This is a genomic window from Bradyrhizobium sp. 2TAF24 (genome assembly GCF_052115025.1).
Classification (GTDB): Bacteria; Pseudomonadota; Alphaproteobacteria; order Rhizobiales; family Xanthobacteraceae; genus Bradyrhizobium_A.
In genome coordinates this window covers 271,499-291,810 of record NZ_JBFRFW010000006.1, presented here as the reverse complement: position 1 = coordinate 291,810, position 20,312 = coordinate 271,499, and the positions used below count along the sequence as shown (strand labels likewise).

22 protein-coding genes are annotated in these 20,312 nt (G+C 66.7%); 13 read left to right on the top strand and 9 right to left on the bottom strand.

Going from position 1 to position 20,312, the window contains the following annotated elements:
- Positions 1 to 301: 301 nt before the first annotated feature.
- From AB4Z37_RS12380 to AB4Z37_RS12365, 4 genes are all read right to left on the bottom strand, one after another.
- On the bottom strand, positions 302 to 514 hold the full coding sequence (locus tag AB4Z37_RS12380; RefSeq protein ID WP_441517058.1) for a DUF3551 domain-containing protein: 213 nt from the start codon (positions 512 to 514) through the stop codon (positions 302 to 304).
- A gap of 289 nt (positions 515 to 803) precedes the next feature.
- On the bottom strand, positions 804 to 1,613 hold the full coding sequence (locus tag AB4Z37_RS12375; RefSeq protein WP_441517021.1) for a PaaI family thioesterase: 810 nt from the start codon (positions 1,611 to 1,613) through the stop codon (positions 804 to 806).
- A 312-nt stretch (positions 1,614 to 1,925) separates the two neighbouring features.
- Entirely contained in the window at positions 1,926 to 2,897 is a 972-nt protein-coding gene (locus tag AB4Z37_RS12370; protein WP_441517020.1) for an EthD domain-containing protein, read from the bottom strand.
- A 26-nt stretch (positions 2,898 to 2,923) separates the two neighbouring features.
- A complete protein-coding gene (locus tag AB4Z37_RS12365; protein ID WP_441517019.1) occupies positions 2,924 to 4,120 on the bottom strand; it encodes an MFS transporter in 1,197 nt (398 codons plus the stop codon).
- Positions 4,121 to 4,238: 118 nt separating this feature from the next.
- Here AB4Z37_RS12365 and AB4Z37_RS12360 point away from each other — a divergent pair, with 118 nt between their 5' ends.
- Positions 4,239 to 5,171 carry a LysR substrate-binding domain-containing protein gene (locus AB4Z37_RS12360; protein WP_441517018.1) on the top strand — a complete coding sequence of 311 codons (933 nt, stop codon included), beginning with the start codon at positions 4,239 to 4,241 and terminating at the stop codon, positions 5,169 to 5,171.
- An 18-nt stretch (positions 5,172 to 5,189) separates the two neighbouring features.
- Here the strand turns inward: AB4Z37_RS12360 and AB4Z37_RS12355 are convergent, their stop codons facing one another.
- Positions 5,190 to 5,384 carry a hypothetical protein gene (locus tag AB4Z37_RS12355; protein WP_441517017.1) on the bottom strand — a complete coding sequence of 65 codons (195 nt, stop codon included), beginning with the start codon at positions 5,382 to 5,384 and terminating at the stop codon, positions 5,190 to 5,192.
- Positions 5,385 to 5,832: 448 nt separating this feature from the next.
- On the opposite strand from AB4Z37_RS12355, the gene AB4Z37_RS12350 reads away from it, so the two are divergent.
- Both AB4Z37_RS12350 and AB4Z37_RS12345 read left to right on the top strand, forming a co-directional pair.
- Complete coding sequence (locus AB4Z37_RS12350) at positions 5,833 to 6,231, top strand: hypothetical protein (RefSeq protein ID WP_441517016.1); 399 nt, start codon at positions 5,833 to 5,835, stop codon at positions 6,229 to 6,231.
- A 60-nt stretch (positions 6,232 to 6,291) separates the two neighbouring features.
- Positions 6,292 to 6,483, top strand: coding sequence for a hypothetical protein (locus tag AB4Z37_RS12345; protein ID WP_441517015.1), 192 nt, complete (start codon positions 6,292 to 6,294; stop codon positions 6,481 to 6,483).
- A gap of 168 nt (positions 6,484 to 6,651) precedes the next feature.
- On the opposite strand, the gene AB4Z37_RS12340 is transcribed toward AB4Z37_RS12345, so the two are convergent.
- Positions 6,652 to 7,197 carry a carboxymuconolactone decarboxylase family protein gene (locus AB4Z37_RS12340; RefSeq protein WP_441517014.1) on the bottom strand — a complete coding sequence of 182 codons (546 nt, stop codon included), beginning with the start codon at positions 7,195 to 7,197 and terminating at the stop codon, positions 6,652 to 6,654.
- Positions 7,198 to 7,317: 120 nt separating this feature from the next.
- On the opposite strand from AB4Z37_RS12340, the gene AB4Z37_RS12335 reads away from it, so the two are divergent.
- From AB4Z37_RS12335 to AB4Z37_RS12295, 9 genes are all read left to right on the top strand, one after another.
- Positions 7,318 to 8,223 (top strand): LysR family transcriptional regulator, encoded by a 906-nt coding sequence (locus AB4Z37_RS12335; RefSeq protein ID WP_441517013.1) that lies wholly within the window; start codon positions 7,318 to 7,320, stop codon positions 8,221 to 8,223.
- A gap of 369 nt (positions 8,224 to 8,592) precedes the next feature.
- Positions 8,593 to 9,438 (top strand): dioxygenase family protein, encoded by an 846-nt coding sequence (locus AB4Z37_RS12330; RefSeq protein WP_441517057.1) that lies wholly within the window; start codon positions 8,593 to 8,595, stop codon positions 9,436 to 9,438.
- An 8-nt stretch (positions 9,439 to 9,446) separates the two neighbouring features.
- Positions 9,447 to 10,208 (top strand): SDR family NAD(P)-dependent oxidoreductase, encoded by a 762-nt coding sequence (locus AB4Z37_RS12325; RefSeq protein WP_441517012.1) that lies wholly within the window; start codon positions 9,447 to 9,449, stop codon positions 10,206 to 10,208.
- A 12-nt stretch (positions 10,209 to 10,220) separates the two neighbouring features.
- On the top strand, positions 10,221 to 11,129 hold the full coding sequence (locus AB4Z37_RS12320; protein WP_441517056.1) for a 3-keto-5-aminohexanoate cleavage protein: 909 nt from the start codon (positions 10,221 to 10,223) through the stop codon (positions 11,127 to 11,129).
- Positions 11,130 to 11,139: 10 nt separating this feature from the next.
- On the top strand, positions 11,140 to 12,162 hold the full coding sequence (locus tag AB4Z37_RS12315; RefSeq protein ID WP_441517011.1) for a quinone oxidoreductase family protein: 1,023 nt from the start codon (positions 11,140 to 11,142) through the stop codon (positions 12,160 to 12,162).
- Positions 12,163 to 12,359: 197 nt separating this feature from the next.
- Entirely contained in the window at positions 12,360 to 12,707 is a 348-nt protein-coding gene (locus AB4Z37_RS12310) for a cupin domain-containing protein (protein WP_441517010.1), read from the top strand.
- 43 nt (positions 12,708 to 12,750) lie between these two features.
- Complete coding sequence (locus AB4Z37_RS12305; RefSeq protein ID WP_441517009.1) at positions 12,751 to 13,755, top strand: ABC transporter substrate-binding protein; 1,005 nt, start codon at positions 12,751 to 12,753, stop codon at positions 13,753 to 13,755.
- A 50-nt stretch (positions 13,756 to 13,805) separates the two neighbouring features.
- Positions 13,806 to 14,624: an ABC transporter ATP-binding protein gene (locus tag AB4Z37_RS12300; RefSeq protein ID WP_441517055.1), complete on the top strand. Its 819-nt coding sequence runs from the start codon at positions 13,806 to 13,808 to the stop codon at positions 14,622 to 14,624.
- 35 nt (positions 14,625 to 14,659) lie between these two features.
- Entirely contained in the window at positions 14,660 to 15,523 is an 864-nt protein-coding gene (locus AB4Z37_RS12295) for an ABC transporter permease (RefSeq protein ID WP_441517054.1), read from the top strand.
- 406 nt (positions 15,524 to 15,929) lie between these two features.
- Here AB4Z37_RS12295 and AB4Z37_RS12290 read toward each other — a convergent pair whose 3' ends face one another.
- A complete protein-coding gene (locus AB4Z37_RS12290; RefSeq protein WP_441517008.1) occupies positions 15,930 to 16,391 on the bottom strand; it encodes an Lrp/AsnC family transcriptional regulator in 462 nt (153 codons plus the stop codon).
- Between the two features lie 133 nt (positions 16,392 to 16,524).
- On the opposite strand from AB4Z37_RS12290, the gene AB4Z37_RS12285 reads away from it, so the two are divergent.
- Complete coding sequence (locus AB4Z37_RS12285; protein WP_441517007.1) at positions 16,525 to 18,912, top strand: transketolase; 2,388 nt, start codon at positions 16,525 to 16,527, stop codon at positions 18,910 to 18,912.
- 236 nt (positions 18,913 to 19,148) lie between these two features.
- Here the strand turns inward: AB4Z37_RS12285 and AB4Z37_RS12280 are convergent, their stop codons facing one another.
- Both AB4Z37_RS12280 and trhO read right to left on the bottom strand, forming a co-directional pair.
- Positions 19,149 to 19,361 carry a SlyX family protein gene (locus tag AB4Z37_RS12280; protein ID WP_441517006.1) on the bottom strand — a complete coding sequence of 71 codons (213 nt, stop codon included), beginning with the start codon at positions 19,359 to 19,361 and terminating at the stop codon, positions 19,149 to 19,151.
- A complete protein-coding gene (gene trhO / locus AB4Z37_RS12275; RefSeq protein ID WP_441517053.1) occupies positions 19,354 to 20,118 on the bottom strand; it encodes an oxygen-dependent tRNA uridine(34) hydroxylase TrhO in 765 nt (254 codons plus the stop codon). The genes AB4Z37_RS12280 and trhO overlap by 8 nt, the downstream gene beginning before the upstream one ends.
- Positions 20,119 to 20,312: the final 194 nt, after the last annotated feature.

Genomic DNA, 20,312 nt, shown 5'->3' with positions numbered 1-20,312 from the left:
CTCGGCGTAGCCGAGTTGCTATGGATCCAGCTTAACGGACTCCCATCGTGCGGCGAGCAAGTTGGATTGCCGGGTCAAGCCCGGCAAAGACGCGTTGGGTGTGACAAGCGTCCGGAGACGAGCCGACGGCCGGCGTGGGTGTGGCCAGCGCCTTGGCCTGCCACCGCACGCGCGGGCCGGCCGTGCCGCCGACGCTGTCGCCGCTATTGAAGCGGGTCTTCACCAGCGTCTCGCCATAGGTGCGCAGCGGCCGTCGTGCCAGGCGTAGGTGCCGCCGAGCGTGTCGGCGCGACGGGGCCCGCTATCTGTATTTGGCGTAAGCCGCGCGCGACGGAACTTCAACAAAGACGCGAGGGTTCTGCACGCAGCTGGCGCCAATCCCGGAACCGGTGGCCATACACTGCTGACGTGTCGCGTAATCGCATCGGGTATCGATGTCGTCCACGATGCACCATGCATGTTCTCCCGCGCGTGCGGCGGAACCCAGGGGGGCAGCGCTCGAAATGATGGCCATGACAAGCGGCAGTGCGATTCTCAAAATCCTCGCCCGCTGCCGTTGAGCCGATCTCGTTTCGACGTGACAGATCTGTTGGTGGGACATCTCTTCTTTCCTTCTTCGGCGCGAAACAGGATCGCGACGCTGAAGTGAGAGACCTCTTGTGGATATTCTTTATTCCGGGCGTGGTGGCCTTGGGCGAGGAGGGGCATCACGATCGTGTGCTCAGCCGGCGGCGGTCACCCGCCGCTTGCCGTCGTTCAATTGGCGTCGACAGGATATGGTGACGTGCTGGCAAGGCCGCAGCCTAATTTTCGTCCGCAAACCGGTACAGCAGGGTCGCCGAGCCGCAGTGCGTCGCCTTGGAATCGACGAGGTCGATCTCGCTCCAGAAATATTGCGCCGAGTGATCGCGGATGCGGGCGCGGGCGTGGACGGTGGAGGCGGGGCGATGTCCGGTGAAGTGCGCTGACAGCGACAGCGTCGCGCCGTGGGATTTCGGCCGGCGCACGGTGTAGGGGATGGTCGAGCCGGCGGCGTCGATCAGGGTGAGCATGGCCGCCTCGTGCACCGCGCCGTCGGCATCGAGGTTGCGCGCAACCGGCGCGAACGACATCTCCAGCAGCCCGACATCGACGCCGGGCACGCTGAGGCCGCGATCTCTGAGGAACGGCAGCGCGCGGCCGGCGGCCTCGTACTCGGCGCCGTCGCATCGCGGCGTGGTCCAGGGATCGGCGGCGCGCAGGTCGGTGCATCTGGCGGACAGGGTGGTGTGGGCGCTGGCGACGACATGGTCGCCGGCGTCGCGGATGCTGAGGTCGAAGAAGTTGAGCTCCTTGACCTGTCGCGCCGAGGTGGTCTGCGCATTGAACCGGTCGCCGCGGCCGGCACGCAGGAAGTTGATGTGGAAGCTCGCGGCGGAAGGGATCTGCGCCGGTTGATCCCCGCAGCAGCCGCGCCGCGCGGCGAGCAGTGCGAACGCGGCGATGGCGCCGCCATGCAGCGCGCCGACGCCGGTGAGCGGGGCATTGGCTTGCAGCCGTGTTGCATCGGCCGGCCCGCTGACGGCGAAATCGTCCGCGAACAGGCGGCCCGACGGAGGGGCGTGTTCCCGCATGCAGCGACACCGCCGGACGAGCCGCGGTGCTCCCAATCATTTTGGCCGATCGGGGCAATGCCCCGAGCGACGAATATCGATCATCGAAATGGCGTGTCGTTCAATGGCGCGGCATCGATCCTGGAAGCGACTCCGTGCGCGCTGGAGTCTGGCCTGTCCGCGGCGGCATGACAAGGCGCAGCATCGGGTTCTTGCGATGCATGGTGACCAAATTGGCCGAGCACAGCGGTTGTCCCGCGTCATGTTGATGGCGCGTTGCGGTGCCACATGGGCATTTGACAGCCGTCCAAAATCGATGGCTGTGACGATATGTCAGGCTGTCGTAAGCTTTCGATGGGTGGCGCGTTCCGGCCCGGTCACGTCGTGCAGATGGAAATTGAGGCCGGTGACATAGTCGGAGCCGTTGCGTGAGGCGATCTCTGCCTCGGCCTCCGTCATCCTGCGGTAAGCTTCCGAAATCAGGAACTCTTCCGCGTCCGTCATGCTGGCGAAGGCCATCAGGCTGATACCGTCGATCGGCGCGGTGGCGGCGTGGAAGAACGGTGCGCCGTCCGTCTGCGGTGCGATGTTGTGCAGTTGGACGTAGCGCCGCACCAGGCGCTGCGTGTCCGGCTGCGCCAGCACGCGATCGGCGTGATCGTGCAGCCAGCGTGTCTGGAACGTGGCGCGGTCGAGATCCGCCCGCCGCACATGGGTCCGGATCACGGTGATCGCATCGCGCCCGCCCGCGCTCGGCAGGATGACGTATTGCCGCGCCAGCAGCGGCGCGATCTCCCGGAACAGGGTGCGGTCCTCGGGCAGGATCTTGGTGCGGACGCGCTCGCTGCCGAGCACCGTGCCGATGTCGTCCACGCTTGCGAACACGAGATAGGCGGCGCCGTCCCATGCCGGGCGGCGGTAGGGCGGCAGGTGGCCGATGACGTCGGCGAACAGCCGGCCGTCGGCATCGAGCGGGGGCCGGTAGGGCGGTGGAGACAGGCTCGATGGCCCGGCCGCGATGCGGTGGATCTGGTCGTAGCGCAGCAGCTTGTCGAGGCTGCGGTCGTCTGCGTCGTCGCTGTGCAGGAAGCGCACGCCATGCACCTTGCGCCAGGTATCGCCCCAGGTCTCGAAGTTGAGGTTGGGGTCACTGCCGAAGGCATGCACAGCGGGATCGGCCGCCGGGTCGGCGATGACGTCACCGTTGCGGTCAAGCACGTGGCCGGGCGAGCGCCGGCGTTCGTGCAGCGGCGTCGCGTCCGAGCGGGACAGGAACGAGAAGATCACGATCCCAGGTGCATCCATGGCGGTCTCCTCGGCCTTCGATGGCCTCATGCGGGATGGCGGTCGGCAAGGCTGCGGGCGAGCGCGCTCGCCCCGGCGAGCACGCCGACCGTGCACACGCCGCGCCAGCCGAAATGCGCAAAACTCCAGGTGCCGAGCGCGGTGCCGGCCGCGACCCCGACCATCGCGGCGGTGACGATGAGGCCGTTGAGCCGGCTGCGCGCCGCGTCGTCGAGGCCATGGATCAGGGTCTGGTGCGAGATCATGCTCGCCATCACGCCGAGATCGAACAGTGCCGCGCCGCCGCCGATCGCGATCAGCGAGGCTGGCGCCGCCAGCATCACGGCGAACGCCGCGATCACCAGCGCGCAGCCGGTGCGGATGGCGAGGCGCGGACCGAAGCGATCGGCGAGCTGACCGAACAGTGGCGCGGCCAGTGCGCCGGCGGCGCCGGCGAGGCCGAACAGCCCGGCGGGGCCGGCGTCGAGCGCGAACGGTGGGCCTGCGAGCGCCAGTGCCAGCGTCGACCAGAACGCGCCGAGGGAGCTCGCAAGCAGCGCCTGCGTCGTCATCGCGGTGCGCAAGGTGCGGTGCTGGCGCACCAACCGTGCGAGGCTCAAGACGAGGTCGGCATAGCGGCCGGTGACGGTCGGCGGCAGCGCCGGCAGGCCGCGCCAGGCGGCTGCAGCGGTGAGGGCCATCAGCACGGCGGCGAGGCCGAACACCGCGCGCCAGTCGAACGCCTGCGCCACCATGCCACCGAGGGTGCGCGAGCAGAGGATGCCGATCAGGAAGCCGGACATCACGACGCCGACCACGCGGCCGCGCCGCTCCGCGGGGGCAAGCTGCACCGCGAGCGGCACGAAATCCTGGCCGACGCTGCCGAGCAGTCCGACCACGATGCCGGCGGCGATGAGCGATGGCAGGTCCGGGGCAAGCGCGGAGGCGGCGAGCGCGAGCGCGAGCAGCAGCGCCTTCGCCGCGATCAGGCGGCGGCGGTCGACGAGGTCGCCGAGCGGCGCCAGCAGCAGGAGCCCGGCGACATAGCCGAGCTGGGTGCAGGTCGGCAGCCAGCCGACGGCGTCGGGGCGGGCGACAAAAGCCTGCTGCACGAGATGCAGGATCGGCTGGCTGTAATAGACATTGGCAACGCCGAGCCCGGCGCCGATCGCCAGCGGCAGCGCCGGCACGGTTCGGCCGGCGCCGGCGCGGGGCGGGTGGGCGCAGCCATCGATCGTCGACATCCAGGGTCCTCGGCCGGCGCGACGGCGCCCGGCCGGTATGGGATATTGACGATCTGATTGGCAATAAATATCAAGATCATCCGATCAGTGTCGACTATTTGTCTCCAATGAGGCCCGCATGATCTCCCCCGAGCGCCTCAAGGGCATCACCGCCTTCGTCCAGGCGGTCGAGGCCGGCAGCTTCACGCTGGCCGCCGACCGGATGGGCCTGACCAAGTCGGGGGTGGCGAAGAGCGTCGCGCGGCTGGAGGAGAAGCTCGGCGTGCGGCTGATCGCGCGCACCACGCGGCACTTCAGCCTCACCGACGAGGGCCAGGCGTTCTACGACAGCTGTGTGCGCGCGCTCGCCGAGCTCGAGAGCGCGGAAGCCGCGGTGTCGTCACAGCGCCGCGCGCCGTCCGGTCGGCTGCGCATCGACCTGCCGCATGTGTTCGGCCGACGCTGGGTGCTGCCGGCGCTGCTCGACATCGGGGCTGCGTATCCGGAACTGCGGATGGAGGTGTCGTTCTCCGATCGGCTGGTCGATCCGATCGAGGAGGGCATCGATCTCGTCATCCGCATCGGCGATCTCCGCGACAGCGCAGTGCTGGTGGCGCGGCGGCTCGGCGTGCAGGCGTCGGTGGTGTGCGCCAGTCCGGCCTATGTTGCCGCGCATGGCGCGCCGCGATCGATCGATGATCTCGACCGCCATGCCTGCATCGTGTTCGGCCGCGACGGCCGCACCAACCCCTGGCTGTTCGTCGGTGCCGACGGCAAACCCATCAGCAAGCAGGTCGCGGGCCGTTATGTGTTCAACCACAGCGAGGCCAATCGCGAGGCGGCGCGCGCCGGGCAGGGGCTGGCGCTGCTGGCGACCTGGCTGGTCGCGGACGACCTGCGTACCGGCCAACTGGTCGACGTGATGCCGGGCGTGGCGACGCTCGGCTTTCCCATCCATGCGGTGTGGCCGCGCACGCGGCACCTTGCGCCCAAGGTGCGCGTGGTGGTGGACGACCTGGTGCAGCGCTTTTCGCCGCGGCCGCCGTGGGAGGTGGCGCCGGGGCGGGTTTAGCGTGAGCGGTGCGTCTGCTTACTTCCTGAACATCTGCTTTGATGCGGCTTCGAACCTGACGACCGGGCGCCCCATCTGCCACAGCTCGACATCGTGGTTGTCGACGAGACGGCTGGCGGATTCGATGGCGGCGTCATCGTCCGCACAATCCATCCGCACCACGCCGATGGACCGGCTGTGGGACCCGACGATATAGGCTTGATAGGCTGTCATCTTGATCTCCTGCACAAACGCGCGCGTGAACCGCTCAGGAAGCTGCGCGGATCGTCTTCGCTCTCTCTGGCCGAGAGACCGAATGTGTGCAGCGAAGGTGAGCGGGGAGGCATATGAATTCGAGAGGGCGCGCTGCTGCGTTTCGTAAAGGCGGCATAAGTGCCGGCCCGGCGGCAGAACCATCAACGCCGGCGATTCCTTGCCGATCTTATGCGGCCCATATGCAACTGGGCTTGCCGTGCTCTCGAAACTATATGCTGCACGGTTGATATTCACTGCGATTCAGGTGCTCTCGCGAACAAGCTATCCAGCAACCTGCGACGTCATGCGGTCCGCTGGCGGAGGCTTTCTTCCAGGATGCGGCTGGCTGAACAGGCGGGAGCGAACAGGAACAGGTGATGTCATGTCCTCTCTTCAGGTTGCCGCCGGCGACAGGATTGTCGAACCGATGATCGCGCTAGCGGGCTGCTCGACGCAGCACCGCATCATTGTCGCCGGCGCAAAGAGCATGGAGTTGATGCTGGAGCTGCATCGGCGCGGTTATCCGGGCGCGGCGGCGACAGGCAACTGCGGCCGCTCGTCCGGTCAGTACGACGTCGCGCTGGTCGATTGGCGTCGCCGCCCGCTGCGGGCGCTCGAGCCGACGCTGGACTGGCTGGTGCATTTCCTCGGTGCCCGCGCGGTGCTGGTGGTGTGGGTCGACGCCCAGAAGCCGGCCGCGAACCAGGGCCTGCGCGCGCTGCTGGAGAAGCGCGGCTTCGTGATCGAGCAGGGGATTGTGCACGACTGCGGTTGCGCCCTGTCGGCGCGCAGACAGCAGGTCCGCCCGCTGCAAAAGGCGGCGTAGCGTGAGGCGGCTTCCGCGGCGGAGCATCGTCCGTCGCGTTGTCCTCGAAAGGAGATCCAAATGGCCAAGGCAAACGTACGACGCAGCATCATTCGTGAATGGATGTCGCTGGCGCGCGACAAACGACAATCCAGCGACCAGGCGATGGCGTTCGCGACGGTGGCGTCGCAACGACACAGTTTGCCACGCTCCCGACGAACGCCACGCGAGATCGTCATGGCATGGTTGCGACCGCGCACGGGGCGGCCTTGAGCGAGGCGAACAGCGGCGAAGCACGCGATCCCATGCTAGTGTAGCGGCTGCGCGGCGCCGTGGGATGCGTCCGACGTAGAAGCTGTCGCGCCGGCCCTGGAACGTTGCCCCCTCCGCGTGAGGGGAGCGGGCTGGCGGCCGAAACGGCCCGCCAACCCGCGCCTGGCGTCAGGCGGCCTCGGCAGCGTGGACGACCGGGAAGTCGATGTCGGTCTGCGCGACCACGTTGAGCAGGTTCGTGAAGATGTTCTCGGCGGTGACGGCGATGATGTCCACGATCTGACCGTCAGAGAAGCCGGCGTCGCGCACCGCCTTGATATCGCCGTCGCTGACATGGCCGCGGTCGCGAACGACCTTGACGGCGAAGCGCACCGCCGCATCCGCCTTGGCGTCACCGGATTGGCCTTTGCGGTTGAGGGCGATTTCGTCCGGCGTGATCTTCGCCAGGTTCAGGCCGAGATAGCTGTGCGCCGACAGACAGTAGTCGCAACGGTTGACCTGAGCGACGGCCAGCGCGATCCGCTCGCGCGTCTTGACGTCGAGTGTCCTGGCCAGCGCACCGTTGTTGCCGGTGAACCCCTGCAACGCGGCCGGGCTGGCGGCGATCAGGCGGAACATGTTGGGGACGACACCCAGCTGCTTGTGCACAGCGTCCAGGATCGGTTTGGAGGCCTCTGGGACATTGTCGCGGGTGGGGATGGTCAGACGGGACATGGTTTTCTCCTCTGCAGGCGCGAAGCCGGAGCGGTTCGTGCGCTGTCAGAGCTATTCCGTTCCAATAAAGGAGATAATCCGGTATATTTTGAAATAACGTTCTCGAGTTATGGAATAATCATGGATCGTTTCGAGGCCATGACCATCCTGCTGCGCGTGGTCGACACGGCAAGCTTCTCCGCCGCGAGCCGGAACCTGGGCATGCCGTTGGCGACCGTGAGCCGGAAGGTGGCTGAGCTGGAGGCCCATCTGGGTGCCAAGCTCCTGACCCGCACGACCCGCAAGGTCGCATTGACCGATGCCGGCTCCGCCTATGTGGCTTCAGCCAGGCGCATCCTCGATGAGCTTGATGAGACCGAGCGCTTCGCCGCCGGTGAATTCCATGCGCCGCGCGGCGAGTTGGTCGTGACGGCGCCTGTCTTGTTCGGCCGCCTGTACGTTCTTCCGGTCGTCGCCGAGTTTCTGACCGCCTATCCGGACATCAACGTCCGGCTGGTGCTGGCTGATCGTAACCTTCACCTGCTCGATGATCACGTCGACATGGCGGTGCGCATTGGCGACCTGCCGGACAGCAACATGGTGGCCACGCGCGTCGGTTCGATGCGGACGGTTGTGTGTGCCAGTTCGACACTGCTCGCCGCGCACGGCGATCCCAAGGACCCCAAGGATCTGGCCGGTCTGCCGACCGTCAATTTCGATTTCCTGTCACCAGCCTCGACATGGTCGTTCCGCCGAAAGGACGCGCCGGGAAGCGTGGACGTGCCAATCCGGCCGCGTCTGTCTGTCTCGACCGCAGAGGCCGCGGTCTGGGCTGCCGAGCAGGGCGTTGGCCTGGTTCGTGTGCTTCACTACCAGTGCGCTGATGCTGTGCGCGACGGGGCGCTGCGCATCGTCCTGGCAGACTTTGAGGTTGACCGGCTCCCGATTCACTTGATGCACGCGGGCCGTGGCGCGCTCCCATCCAAGATGCGGGTCTTCCTCGACTTCACCGCTGGTCGCCTGAGGGAAAGGCTGACCTTGCTCTGACGCCTGGATCGCTCCGGAAGCAGCTGCCGCTGCGGGCCTGATCACGCCTTGTCATCCCGTGGTCGGCATGCGGAACGCGCCGGCGGCGCGACCTGCGATGATATTGGGCGCTGAAAGGAATTCTCGCCTGGCGTGTAATTATCTTGATCTTCGCACAGATTTTGCGCCCAATCCCTGATGATCGGTCACTTGACTTTATGCAATCGATTGCATAAGTCGGGCAAGTGAATGCAAACGATTGCAATCGTGCGCCGGAACTTGGTGCCGAGGGAGGTTGCCATGACGTCATCTCCACCGCAGCCGACGGATATCCCCGAAGGGCGGATCATCGAAGGCGTCGATGATGTCACGCCCACCGTGATCGCGGCGATGGCGCGCGCCCCGAATGCACGGGTCCGAGAAATCGCCGAAGCCTTCGTGCGCCACATGCACGCCTTCGCCCGCGAGGTGAAGCTGACCGAGGCCGAGTACGGCATCGGCATCGACTTCCTCAACCGCATCGGCCAGGCCACCAACGACCGCCACAACGAAGGCATCCTGTTCGCTGACGCCATCGGCTTCTCGACGCTGGTGTGCCTGCAGAACAACGGCGACAATGGCGCGACCGAAACCGCTGCAGCATTGCTCGGGCCGTTCTGGCGGATGCATTCGCCGGCGACCGCGAACGGCGCGTCGATCGTGCGATCGCCGACACCGGGGCCGGAGCTGTTCGTGTCCTGCGTGCTCAAGGACGCCAAGGGCGCGCCGATCGCCGGCGCCGAGGTCGACGTCTGGCATTCGTCGCCGGTCGGGCTCTACGAAAATCAGGACGAGGCGCAGGCCGACATGAACCTGCGTGGCAAGTTCATCACGGATGCGGAGGGGCGTTTCTCCTTCCGCTCGGTCAAGCCCGCCGGCTATCCCGTGCCGACCGATGGCCCGGTCGGCGATCTGCTACGGGCGCAGCGCCGCCATCCCTACCGGCCGGCGCACATCCATTTCCTCGCCCACAAGGACGGCTTCAAGACGCTGATCACCCAGGTGTTCGTCGACGACGACAAGTATCTCGCGACCGATGCGGTGTTCGGTGTCACGCGGCATCTCGTCGGCGACTACCGCCGCCATGACCAGGGCACGCCGCCGGCACCCGGCATGGCCGCGCCCTGGTACACGCTCGACTACACCTTCGTGATGGAAGCGGGCGAAGCCAAGCTTCCCATTCCCCCGATCAAATGAGGCTGCCGATGTCGTTTCCCGTTTCGGTCAAGAACAAGGTCGTGCTGATCGTCGGCGGCGCCGGCGGCATTGGAGCTGCCGCGGCGCGCCAGTTCGCCGACCTCGGTGCGCGCGTCGCCATCACCCATCGCCCCGGCGCCGACAAGGCGGCCGAGGCGGCGGTGCTGGTGACGGCGCTGGCGGGCGAGGGGCATGCGGCGTTTCCCGCCGATGTCACTGACACCGCGACGCTGCTGGCGTTGCGCGAGGCGATCACCGCGCACTATGGCCGGCTCGACGTGCTTGTCAATTCCGCCGGCTTCACCAAGGCGGTGCCGCACGCCGACCTCGACGCGCTCGACGATGACCTCATCGACCGCATGTTCCAGGTCAACTGGCGCGGCCAGTTCGCCGTCATCCGCACCTTCGCGCCGCTGTTGAAGGCATCCGGCGACGGCCTGATCGTGTCGCTGTCATCGATCGCCGGCATCACCGGCAACGGCTCGTCGATCGCCTACTGCGCCACCAAGGCCGGCATCGACGTCATGACCAAGTCGCTGGCGCGGGCGCTGGCGCCGCAGGTGCGGGTGCTCGGCGTGTCGCCGGGCGTGGTCGATACCGAGTTTGTGCCGGGCCGTGGCGCCGACTTCAACGCCAAGGCCGCCGCGACCATTCCGCTCAAGCGCATCGCCAGCGCTGACGACGTTGCCGCGGCGATCGTGTCCTGTGCCACTCATCTCACCTTCTCGACCGGCACGACCATCCTGGTCGATGGCGGCCGGGCGCTCTGAGGAGACACGATGATGCGCGCCCCCCGCAACAAGGTCTTCATCACCTGCGCCGTCACCGGCAACCTGACGACGCCGGAGCAGACGCCGCACTTGCCGATCACGCCGGAGCAGATCTCCGACGCCTGCCTCGGCGCTGCGGAGGCGGGCGCCGCGGTGGTTCACATCCATGTCCGCGATCCCGCCACCGGCAAGCCGTCGATGGAGCTCGGCTACTACCGTGACGTCGTCGAGCGCATCCGCGCCAAGAACACCCAGCTCATCCTCAACATCACCACGGGGCCCGGCGGCCGCTTCGTGCCGTCGCCGGACGAGCCGCGGGTCGCAGCAGCAGGCACCACGCTGATGGCGCCGGAGAAGCGCGTCGATCACATCGCCGTGCTCAAGCCTGAGATCTGCACCATCGACCTCAACACCATGAACTCCGGCAAGGAGGTGGTGATCAACACCCCCGGCAATGTCCGCCGCATGGCCAAGGTGATGCGTGAGGCCGGCGTCAAGCCGGAGGTCGAGCTGTTCGATTCCGGCGATATCGCGCTGATGCACGACCTGCTCAAGGACGGCTCGCTCGAAGGGCCAGTGCTGTGCTCGTTCGTGATGGGCGTGCGCTACGGCTTCCAGCCGTCGCCGGAGACCGTGATCTATGCCCGCAACCTGCTGCCGCAGGATGCGCAGTTCACCGCAATCGGTATCGGCCGCTCCGCCTTCCACATGGTGGCGCAGTCCTATCTCGCCGGCGGACACGTCCGCGTCGGCCTGGAGGATGCGGTGTATCTCAACCGCGGCGAACTCGCGCCGTCCAACGCCGCCATGGTCGAGAAGGCCCGCCGCATGGTGGAGGACCTCGGCGGCGAGATCGCTACCCCGCGGGAGGCGCGAGAGATCATCGGCCTGCCGACCCGTCTCGCCGACGCCCGCGCCTGAAAGGAAGAGAATGAATTCCCTGACTGCCAAAGCCTCCGCCCAGCCGCTGCACGTGACGGCGACCTGCGTCCGACTCAACGCCAAGGCGGCGGAGGCCTCCGCGATTGCGCCCGTGATCGAGCAGCATGATCTCGTGCGCGGCCCGGACGATGTGCTCGTCGAGATCCACGCGGCGGCGGTCAATCCGTCGGATGTCAAGGCGGCCACCGGCCTGATGCCCTATGCCGTGTTCCCGCGCACGCCCGGCCGCGACTTCGCCGGCGTCGTGGTCGACGGTCCGGCGGCGCTGATCGGGCGAGAGGTGTTCGGCTCCTCCGGCGACCTCGGCATCCGCCGTGACGGCACCCACGCCAGCCATCTCGTGGTGGAGGCGAGCGCGCTGGTCGAGAAGCCGCAGACCATGTCGATGGCGGAGGCTGCCGGCATCGGCGTGCCCTTTGTCACCGCGATCGAGGGCTTTCGCCGCACGGGCCAGCCGACGCCGCAGGAGACCGTGCTGATCATGGGCATCAACGGCAAAGTGGGGCAGGCTGCTGCGCAGCTCGCCACCTGGCGCGGCGCGCGGGTGATCGGCGTGGCGCGGCGTGGCGAGCCGTATGAGGGGCATGCCAACGGCCCGGTCGAGATGATCGATGCCTCGCGCGAGGACGTCGCCGCGCGGGTGCGCGAGATGACCGGCGGCAAGGGCGCCGACATCGTCTTCAACACCGTCGGCGATCCCTATTTCCAGGCCGCGCACAAGGCGCTTGCGCTCGCCGGCCGCCAGATCCTGATCGCCGCGGTCGACAAGATCGTGCAGTTCAACATCCTCGAGTTCTACCGCGGCCGGCACACTTATGTCGGCGTCGACACGCTGGCATTTTCCTCGGTCGAGAGCGGCGCGGTGCTGCGCGAGGCCGTCGCCGGCTTCGCCAGCAGCCATCTCAAGCCGTACCCGATCCGGAAAGAGGCGATCTATCCGCTCAGCGATGCCAAGGCGGCCTATCTCGCCGTCATCGGCTCGGCCCGCGACCGCATCGTGCTCAAGCCGTGAGGGGAAATGCGCGGCGCCACCATATGGAAGCCGTCACCCTGAGGTGGCCATGCGGAGCATGGCCCTCGAAGGGCGACGGCCCGGGCGGCAGCGCCTCGGCCGTTCATCCTTCGAGGCTCGCTTCGCTCGCGCCTCAGGATGACGGGATGTTCTGAACCGCTCGACCTTTCTTCAGTTCCGACGAACAGGATCCTGCTGTGCATATCACCCGCTTCAATGAGGCACCGGCCTACCATCCGCCCGAGCACTACGACATGCGCTGCCTGCGGCTGCAGGGGCGTGAGGCGGGACCATCCGACACCTTGTGGCTCGGCATGTCCCAGATCCTGCCGGGCGGGCACACCTCGCTCGATGCCTCGCCGATCGAGAAACTCTATTTTGTGATCGAGGGCGAGCTGACCATCGAGACTGCGGACGGCGACACGGTGCTCAAGCCTTTCGATTCCTGCCGCATCGCGCCGAACGAGGCGCGGGCGCTCAAGAACACCACCAACAGGCCGGTCATCGTGCTGCTGGCGATGCCGCTTGCACCAGCCGGCAAATAACCAGACGACAAAACACGACAACAATAATCTGGAGGGACACTGAATGCGGCGTTCGTTCGCGACAAGACTGCTGGCCTTTGTTCTCGCAGCCACCGTCACCACGCCGGCCCTGGCGCAGACGCAGGTCAAGATCGGCATCGGCTTCGGTATCGGCTTCCTGCCGATGTTCATCATGCGCGACCTCAACCTCGTCGAGAAGCACGCCAAGGCCGCGGGCCTCGATGTCAAGACCGAGTATCAGCGCATCTCCGGCTCAGCTGCGATGCAGGACGCGGTGCTGTCCGGCTCGGTGGACATGGGCGCCTATGGCGTCGCGGCGATGCTGTTCGCCTGGGACAAGGCGAAGGGCACGCCGCAGCAGATTTTTGGTATCGCCGGCGTCAATTCCAGCCCGCTGGTGCTCGTCACCAACAAGCCCGAGGTCAAGACGCTCTCTGAACTCGCGCCGACCGACAAGATCGCGATGCCGGCGCTGGTGTCGCCGCAGATGTACGCGCTGCAGATGGTGTCGGAGAAGGTGTTTGGCGCCGGCCAGCAGGACAAGCTGAAACCCCAGGTCGTGGCGCTGCCGCATCCCGAGGCGCTCAACGCCATGCTGTCCGGCGGCACCGAGGTGAAGGCGTATTTCGCCTCGCCGCCGTTCACCCAGATCGCCATCGACAGCGGCAAGGCCCATGCCGTCGCCTCGACCGAGGATGCATTCGGCGGCCGGGCCTCGTTCCTGGTGCTGGGGGCGACCAGGCGCTATCTCGACGCCAACCCCAAGATGGCCGACGTCATGATCGGTGCGATCGCCGAGGCGAGCGACCTGATCCGCAACGATCCGGCGATGGCGGCGAGCATGTATCTCAAGACCGAGCCGTCGAAGCTGCTCGACGAGGCCCGCGTCACCGCGATCCTCAAGGCCAACCCGGACGATTTCGGTGTCGCCGTCTATGGCGTCAAGCAGACCGCCGACTTCATGGCGCGCGCGAAGCTGATCAAGACCGTGCCGGTGAGCTTCAAGGACGTGTTCGCCGCGCCGATCCATCAGACCAAGAGCAACTGAAGATGAAGAGCAACTGATCGGGGAGCGCCGCTTTGGAGGGACGCATGCAGATGGCCCAGCGATGGATCGAGGACGAGCCTGAGACAACGGTGACGCCGGCAGCTTCGCCGGTGCTGGCGGTCGACGGCGTGACGCTGCAGTACAAGACGCCGGATCATCTGGTGACCGCGACCTACCGTGTCGGCTTCGATATCCATGCCGGCGACCGCCTGGTGCTGCTGGGGCCGTCGGGCTGCGGCAAGTCGACGTTGTTGAAGTCGATCGCCGGCTTCCACAAGCCGGTGGCCGGGTCGATCCGCCTCAAGGGCAAGCCGGTTACCGGGCCGGGGCCAGACCGCATGATGGTGTTCCAGGAGTTCGACCAGCTGTTTCCCTGGAAGACCGTGCTCGCGAACGTCGCATTCCCGATGCTGGAGAACGGCGTGTCGCGCAAGGAGGCCGAGGTGCGGGCGCGCGACGCCATCGCCAAGGTCAACCTGACAAAATTCACTGACGTCTACCCGCACATGCTGTCGGGCGGCATGAAGCAGCGCGTCGCGATCGCCCGCGCCATGGCGATGCGGCCCGATGTGCTGCTGATGGACGAGCCTTATGCGGCGCTCGACGCGCTGACCCGCCGCAAGATGCAGGAGGAGTTGCTGCAGCTGTGGGACGACGTGCGCTTCACGCTGGTGTTCGTCACCCACTCGATCGAGGAGGCGGTCATCGTCGGCTCGCGCATCGTCGTGCTGTCGCCTCATCCCGGGCAGGTGCGGGCGGAGCTCAATTGCCACCACCTCGGCGTCGCCGAGCAGGATGGCGCCGAATTCCAGATGCTGACACGCCGCATCGCAGCGATGCTGTTCGAAGACAAGAGCGTCGGTCACTGAGAGGGGCAGTCATGAATGAGATGATCCTGAAGCTGATGCCGCCGGTGCGACCCGAGCACGAGTACAAGGTGTCGCCCCCTCAAGGCCTCGGCGATGTCGAGAAGCCGTTGTCGGCGCTGGAGCGCCTCGCCAACAATACTCTGGCGCGGCGCGGGCTGATCCTTGTCCTGCTCGCGGTGGTGTGGGAGCTGTACGGCCGCTGGCTCGGCTCGCCGCTGACCTTTCCGACCTTCCTCGATACCATTGAGGCGCTGGCGAACGGCATCGCCTCCGGCATCATTCCCGATCGCCTGTTCGTGACGCTGCAGACGTTGGTGCTGGGCTACGCCATCGGCCTCGTCATCGCTGCGCTGTTCACCAGCCTTGCGGTGACCACGCGCATCGGCACCGACCTGCTGTCGACGCTGACGGCGATGTTCAATCCGCTGCCGGCGATCGCGCTGCTGCCGCTGGCGCTGCTGTGGTTCGGCCTGGGACGGCCGTCGCTGGTGTTCGTGATCGTGCATTCGGTGCTGTGGGCGGTGGCGCTCAACATGCACAGCGGCTTCCTCTCGGTGTCGGAGACCCAGCGCATGGCCGGGCGGACCTTCGGCCTCGGCGGACTGCGGCTCGTGCTCAAGGTGCTGATCCCCGCAGCGTTTCCCGCGATCCTCGCCGGCCTCAAGATCGGCTGGGCGTTTGCCTGGCGCACGCTGATCGCGGCCGAACTGGTGTTCGGCGTGTCGTCCGGGCAGGGCGGCCTCGGCTGGTACATCTTCGAGAACCGCAACACCCTGGACACGGCATCCGTGTTCGCCGGTCTGCTGACGGTGATGGCGGTCGGCCTGTTCGTCGAAGGCATCATCTTCCGCGCCATCGAAGCCCGCACCGTCCGCCGCTGGGGCATGCAGCGCGGGTGAGGGGGCGAGCGGCACTGCGCGTGATCCCGGCCTCTCTCCTCATGGTGAGGAGCGCGGCACAGCCGCTCGTCTCGAACCATGAGGCCGCTGCGCTTTGGTCTCGTCCGTGCTTGCGCGTTCGTCGAACGCGGAGCCGTCGCAGGCACCCGGGCCTCGCCCTTCGAGACGCCCGCTGCGCGGGCTCCTCAGGGGGAGGAGAAAGACGCAGTAGGATGGGAAGGCCGGTCCGGCGTGTCGTAAGCTAGATGCGGAGGGCGAGGCCGTGACTGTCCGGGGGTGATCGTCGGGCGCCGGTCACTCCCACGGGGCCGCGGCCAATTGTATGATCCCGGCCTTGCTCCTCATGGTGAGGAGCGCGGCATCGCCGCGCGTCTCGAACCATGAGGCCCGGGAGAGTGCCTTGCACTCACACCGGCAGCGCGATCGAGTACTTCACCTGGCTGAGCGCAAAGCTCGACTCGATCGAGGCGATGCCGTCGAGGCGGGTGAGCTTGTTTTTCAAAAACGCTTCGTAGGAGGCGAGGTCGGCGGCGACGACGCGCAGGAGATAGTCGCGGTTGCCGGTCATCAGATAGCACTCCAGCACCTCGTCCCAGGTCGAGATCGCGCGCGCGAAGCGCTCGAGGTCTTCTTCCTTCTGCCGCGCCAGCTTGATCGAGATGAACACGCTGACCGGCAGCCCCAGCGCCTTCTGGTTCACGGTGGCGATATAGCCGGTGATGACGCCGCGCTCCTCCATCAGCTTGACCCGGCGGTGGCACGGCGACACCGACAGGCCGACCTTGTCGGCGAGCTCCTGCATGGTGACGCGGCTGTCAGCCTGGAGCACGGCGAGAATCTTGCGGTCGATCGAGTCGAGGGCTGTCATTGGAATAAATCGCCGGATTTAGCTTCGTGATCGGCATGATATACCAATAATTGCCATTCTGGCGATCGTCTTTGGGATCTAAGCTGACGGTGGCGCTGCTAGCCTCGCGCATCCATCCCATCGGGTGACCGTCATGCCGCAATCGCCGTCCCGCACCGAGATCCTGTCCGCCCTGACCCGCAAGGCGCTGTGGCTGTCGTCCTGGACGATCCACAACGCCAACCACATCCGCCCCAATGTCGACGGCCTCAAGGTCGGCGGCCACCAGGCCTCGTCCGCCTCGCTCGCCGCCATCATGTCAGCGCTGTATTTCGCGGTGCTGAAGCCGCAGGACCGCGTCGCGGTGAAGCCGCATGCCAGCCCGGTGTTTCACGCCATCCAGTACCTGCTCGGCCACCAGACCCGCGACAAGCTCGAGCATTTTCGCGGCCTGAAGGGGGCGCAGTCCTATCCCTCGCGCACCAAGGACACCGACGACGTCGACTTCTCCACCGGCTCGGTCGGGCTCGGCGTCGCGCAGACGCTGTTCTCCTCGGTGGTGCAGTCCTACGTCACCGCCCATGGCTGGATGAAGGACCGTCCCGAGGGACGGATGATCGCGCTGGTCGGCGATGCCGAGATGGACGAGGGCAACATCTTCGAGGCTTTGGCGGAGGGCTGGAAGCAGGGCCTGCGCAACACCTGGTGGGTGGTCGATTACAACCGCCAGAGTCTCGATGCGGTGGTGCGGGAGGGGCTGTGGGAGAAATTCGAAGTCATGTTCCGCAACTTCGGCTGGGACGTGGTCATCATCAAATATGGCCGCCTGATGCGCGAGGCCTTTGCCGAGCCGGGCGGCGAGGCGCTGCGGCGCTGGATCGACGGCTGTCCGAACCAGGTCTATGCGGCGCTGTCGTTCCAGGGCGGGGCGGCGTTCCGCAAGCGGCTGCTCGACGATATCGGCGACCAGGGCGACATCACGCGGCTCATCGAGAAGCGCTCCGATGCCGAGCTGCTGGCGCTGATGTCCAACCTCGGCGGCCATGACGTCGAGACCCTGATCGCGGCGTTCGAGGCGATCGACCACGATCGCCCCGTCTGCTTCATCGCCTACACCATCAAGGGCATCGGCCTGCCGTTCCAGGGTCACAAGGACAACCATGCCGGCCTGATGACGGTGGCGCAGATGGAGGCGTGGCGCGCGGCGCAGAACATCCGTCCGGGCCACGAGTGGGACCGCTTCGAGGGCCTCGACCTCGCGCCGCAGGTGCTGGAGAGGTTTCTCGCCGATGTGCCGTTCGGGCGCGATGGGCGTCGCCGTCTGTCGGCGCCGGTGATCGCGGTGCCCGAGCGGTTGTCGTTCACGCCAGCCGCGCGGATGTCGACCCAGCAGGGCTTCGGGCTGATCCTCAGCGAACTTGCCCGGGGCGACAGCGATCTCGCCGCGCGCCTTGTCACGACATCGCCGGACGTCACCGTGTCGACCAATCTCGGCGGCTTCGTCAACCGCCGTGGCCTGTTCGCCAGCGCCGAGCAGGTCGACCAGTTCCGGAAAGAAAAGATCCCCTCGACCTTCGCCTGGGATTTCTCGCCGAAAGGCCAGCATATCGAGCTTGGCATCGCCGAGATGAACTTGTTTCTCCTGCTCTCCGCGCTGGGGTTGTCACACAGCATCAACGGTGAACGGCTGCTGCCGGTCGGCACGCTGTACGACCCGTTCATCGCCCGCGGCCTCGATGCCCTCAACTACGCCTGCTACCAGGACGCCCGCTTCATGGTGGTGGCGACGCCGTCGGGCATCTCGCTGGCGCCGGAGGGCGGCGCGCACCAGTCGATCGGCACGCCGCTGATCGGCCTCGCGCAGGACGGCCTGTCGTCGTTCGAGCCGGCGTTCGTCGACGAGCTCGCCGCGATCATGCGCTGGGGGTTCGTTCACATGCAGAAGGATGCGGCCGATGCCGCGCTTCCCGGCCAGGAGGGCGGCGGCTCGGTCTACCTGCGGCTGTCCACCCGCACCATCGACCAGCCGCAGCGCGTGCTCACCCCTGAACTCGAAGCTGGCATCGCCGATGGCGCCTACTGGCTGCGCAAGCCCGGGCCGAATGCCGAGCTGGTGATCGCCTACACCGGCACGGTCGCGCCCGAAGCGATCGAGGCGACGGGCCTGCTCGGCGACGGTCGCCGCGACATCGGCCTGCTGGCCGTCACCTCGGCCGACCGGCTGTACAGTGGCTGGACCGCGTCGCGTCGCCGCCAGCGCGAAGGCGCGATCGCCAGCGCAAGCCACATCGAGCGGCTGCTGGCGCCGCTGCCGCGCCACTGTGGCCTCGTCACGGTCATCGACGGCCACCCGGCGACGCTCGCCTGGCTCGGGGGCGTCCATGGCCACCGCGTCGAGGCGCTCGGCGTCGACCATTTCGGCCAGACCGGCACCATTGATGATCTTTATGCCGCATACGGCATCGACACCAACGCCATCATCGAAGCCGCCGAGCGGCTGACCCGCGGCGGCCCGATCCGTCACCGCAAGGTCGCGGTGTAGGGCATCGTAGGCTTTTGGGACGCGGCATGCTTCTTCGTTCTCGGCGTCATCACCGGGCCGGCGCGCAGCGCCGAGACGTCCCAAGTCGAATGTTTCCGAGTTGGGTTTCTTAAAAACGCAACTCGGCATAGCCGCGTTGCTCTGGATCCAGCTTTGGTCGTCTGCGAACAGGACCAGGCTGGATTGCCAGGTCTTCGCCCGGCAATGACGCAGCCGGTGTGGTCGGCGCCCGCGGATCAATAATGCGGCGGCGGCGGCTCCGGCGCAGCGGATGCCGCGGAGCGGTTCTCCGCTTCGCGCACACGGTCGGTGAGGCGGCCGATCTCGCGCGTCAGCGCCTCGATCCGCACCCACTGTTCGGTCACCGCCTTGTTCAGCGTCTCGATGATTTCGTCCTGGTAGGCGATGCGGATTTCCAGGGAATCCAGCCGTTCGGTGGTCTCAGTCATGATCAGTCTCGCCGGTCTGGATGATGCCGTGCTGTTCGACCAGGCCGTGGCCGAGCGCGACGCGCTCATCGAACACGAAACAGCCGCCGCGCCAGCGGCTGTCGCTTTCAGGCACATCCTCGAGATATTTCAGGATGCCGCCCTTGAGGTGATAGACCTCGGCGAACCCCTGCGCCAGCAGGTAGGCCGAGGCCTTCTCGCAGCGGATGCCGCCGGTGCAGAACATCGCGATCTTCTTGTGCCGGACCGGATCGAGCGTGCTGCGGACGTAATCGCGGAAGTCGCTGAAGCGGGCGATCTGCGGATCGCGCGCGCCCTCGAAGGTGCCCATCGCCACCTCGAAGGCGTTGCGGGTGTCGATCAGCACCACGTCCGGCTCCGCGATCAGCGCATTCCAGTCTGCGGCCGGCACATAGGTGCCGACCTGCCGGGTCGGATCGGCGCTGGCGTCGCCGAAGGTCACGATTTCCTTTTTGAGGCGCACCTTCAGTCGCCCGAACGGCATCTGCTCGGCGGTTGACAACTTCAGCTCGAGGTTGTCGAGCCGGCCGCCGAACAGCGGGCCGTGTTTCAACTCGGTGATCAGCGCGGCGATGGCGGCGTCGGTGCCGCAAACCGTGCCGTTGAGGCCCTCGGCGGCGAGCAGCAGCGTGCCCTTGACCTGCAACTGCTCACAGCGCGCGCGCAATGGCGCCCGCAATGCACGGAAATCGGGCAGGGGCAGGAACTGGTAGAGTGCGGCGACGCAAAAGGACATGGGTGCCATGTAGCATTGTCACGCAATTGCGGAAATGCCTCTTTGCGGCTGCGGTATCCCATTCGAAGGCCTTCACTTTTCCGAGACGCCGTTGCCGGACCGTGGCGTGATTGGTATGTTTTGTCGCAGCTGGGGGATTCCCCGGGGCGGCATCACTCCATCATCGCCACAACGCCCACGGTTTCGCGGATCGA

Excerpts from the sequence above, each read along its gene's own strand:
- AB4Z37_RS12380 (WP_441517058.1), bottom strand. The coding sequence starts at position 514 with ATGGCCATCATTTCGAGCGCTGCCCCCCTGGGTTCCGCCGCACGCGCG.
- AB4Z37_RS12375 (WP_441517021.1), bottom strand. The coding sequence starts at position 1,613 with ATGCGGGAACACGCCCCTCCGTCGGGCCGCCTGTTCGCGGACGATTTC.
- AB4Z37_RS12370 (WP_441517020.1), bottom strand. The coding sequence starts at position 2,897 with ATGGATGCACCTGGGATCGTGATCTTCTCGTTCCTGTCCCGCTCGGAC.
- AB4Z37_RS12365 (WP_441517019.1), bottom strand. The coding sequence starts at position 4,120 with ATGTCGACGATCGATGGCTGCGCCCACCCGCCCCGCGCCGGCGCCGGC.
- AB4Z37_RS12360 (WP_441517018.1), top strand. The coding sequence starts at position 4,239 with ATGATCTCCCCCGAGCGCCTCAAGGGCATCACCGCCTTCGTCCAGGCG.
- AB4Z37_RS12355 (WP_441517017.1), bottom strand. The coding sequence starts at position 5,384 with ATGACAGCCTATCAAGCCTATATCGTCGGGTCCCACAGCCGGTCCATC.
- AB4Z37_RS12350 (WP_441517016.1), top strand. The coding sequence starts at position 5,833 with ATGATCGCGCTAGCGGGCTGCTCGACGCAGCACCGCATCATTGTCGCC.
- AB4Z37_RS12345 (WP_441517015.1), top strand. The coding sequence starts at position 6,292 with ATGGCCAAGGCAAACGTACGACGCAGCATCATTCGTGAATGGATGTCG.
- AB4Z37_RS12340 (WP_441517014.1), bottom strand. The coding sequence starts at position 7,197 with ATGTCCCGTCTGACCATCCCCACCCGCGACAATGTCCCAGAGGCCTCC.
- AB4Z37_RS12335 (WP_441517013.1), top strand. The coding sequence starts at position 7,318 with ATGGATCGTTTCGAGGCCATGACCATCCTGCTGCGCGTGGTCGACACG.
- AB4Z37_RS12330 (WP_441517057.1), top strand. The coding sequence starts at position 8,593 with ATGGCGCGCGCCCCGAATGCACGGGTCCGAGAAATCGCCGAAGCCTTC.
- AB4Z37_RS12325 (WP_441517012.1), top strand. The coding sequence starts at position 9,447 with ATGTCGTTTCCCGTTTCGGTCAAGAACAAGGTCGTGCTGATCGTCGGC.
- AB4Z37_RS12320 (WP_441517056.1), top strand. The coding sequence starts at position 10,221 with ATGCGCGCCCCCCGCAACAAGGTCTTCATCACCTGCGCCGTCACCGGC.
- AB4Z37_RS12315 (WP_441517011.1), top strand. The coding sequence starts at position 11,140 with ATGAATTCCCTGACTGCCAAAGCCTCCGCCCAGCCGCTGCACGTGACG.
- AB4Z37_RS12305 (WP_441517009.1), top strand. The coding sequence starts at position 12,751 with ATGCGGCGTTCGTTCGCGACAAGACTGCTGGCCTTTGTTCTCGCAGCC.
- AB4Z37_RS12300 (WP_441517055.1), top strand. The coding sequence starts at position 13,806 with ATGGCCCAGCGATGGATCGAGGACGAGCCTGAGACAACGGTGACGCCG.
- AB4Z37_RS12295 (WP_441517054.1), top strand. The coding sequence starts at position 14,660 with ATGCCGCCGGTGCGACCCGAGCACGAGTACAAGGTGTCGCCCCCTCAA.
- AB4Z37_RS12290 (WP_441517008.1), bottom strand. The coding sequence starts at position 16,391 with ATGACAGCCCTCGACTCGATCGACCGCAAGATTCTCGCCGTGCTCCAG.
- AB4Z37_RS12285 (WP_441517007.1), top strand. The coding sequence starts at position 16,525 with ATGCCGCAATCGCCGTCCCGCACCGAGATCCTGTCCGCCCTGACCCGC.
- AB4Z37_RS12280 (WP_441517006.1), bottom strand. The coding sequence starts at position 19,361 with ATGACTGAGACCACCGAACGGCTGGATTCCCTGGAAATCCGCATCGCC.
- trhO (WP_441517053.1), bottom strand. The coding sequence starts at position 20,118 with ATGTCCTTTTGCGTCGCCGCACTCTACCAGTTCCTGCCCCTGCCCGAT.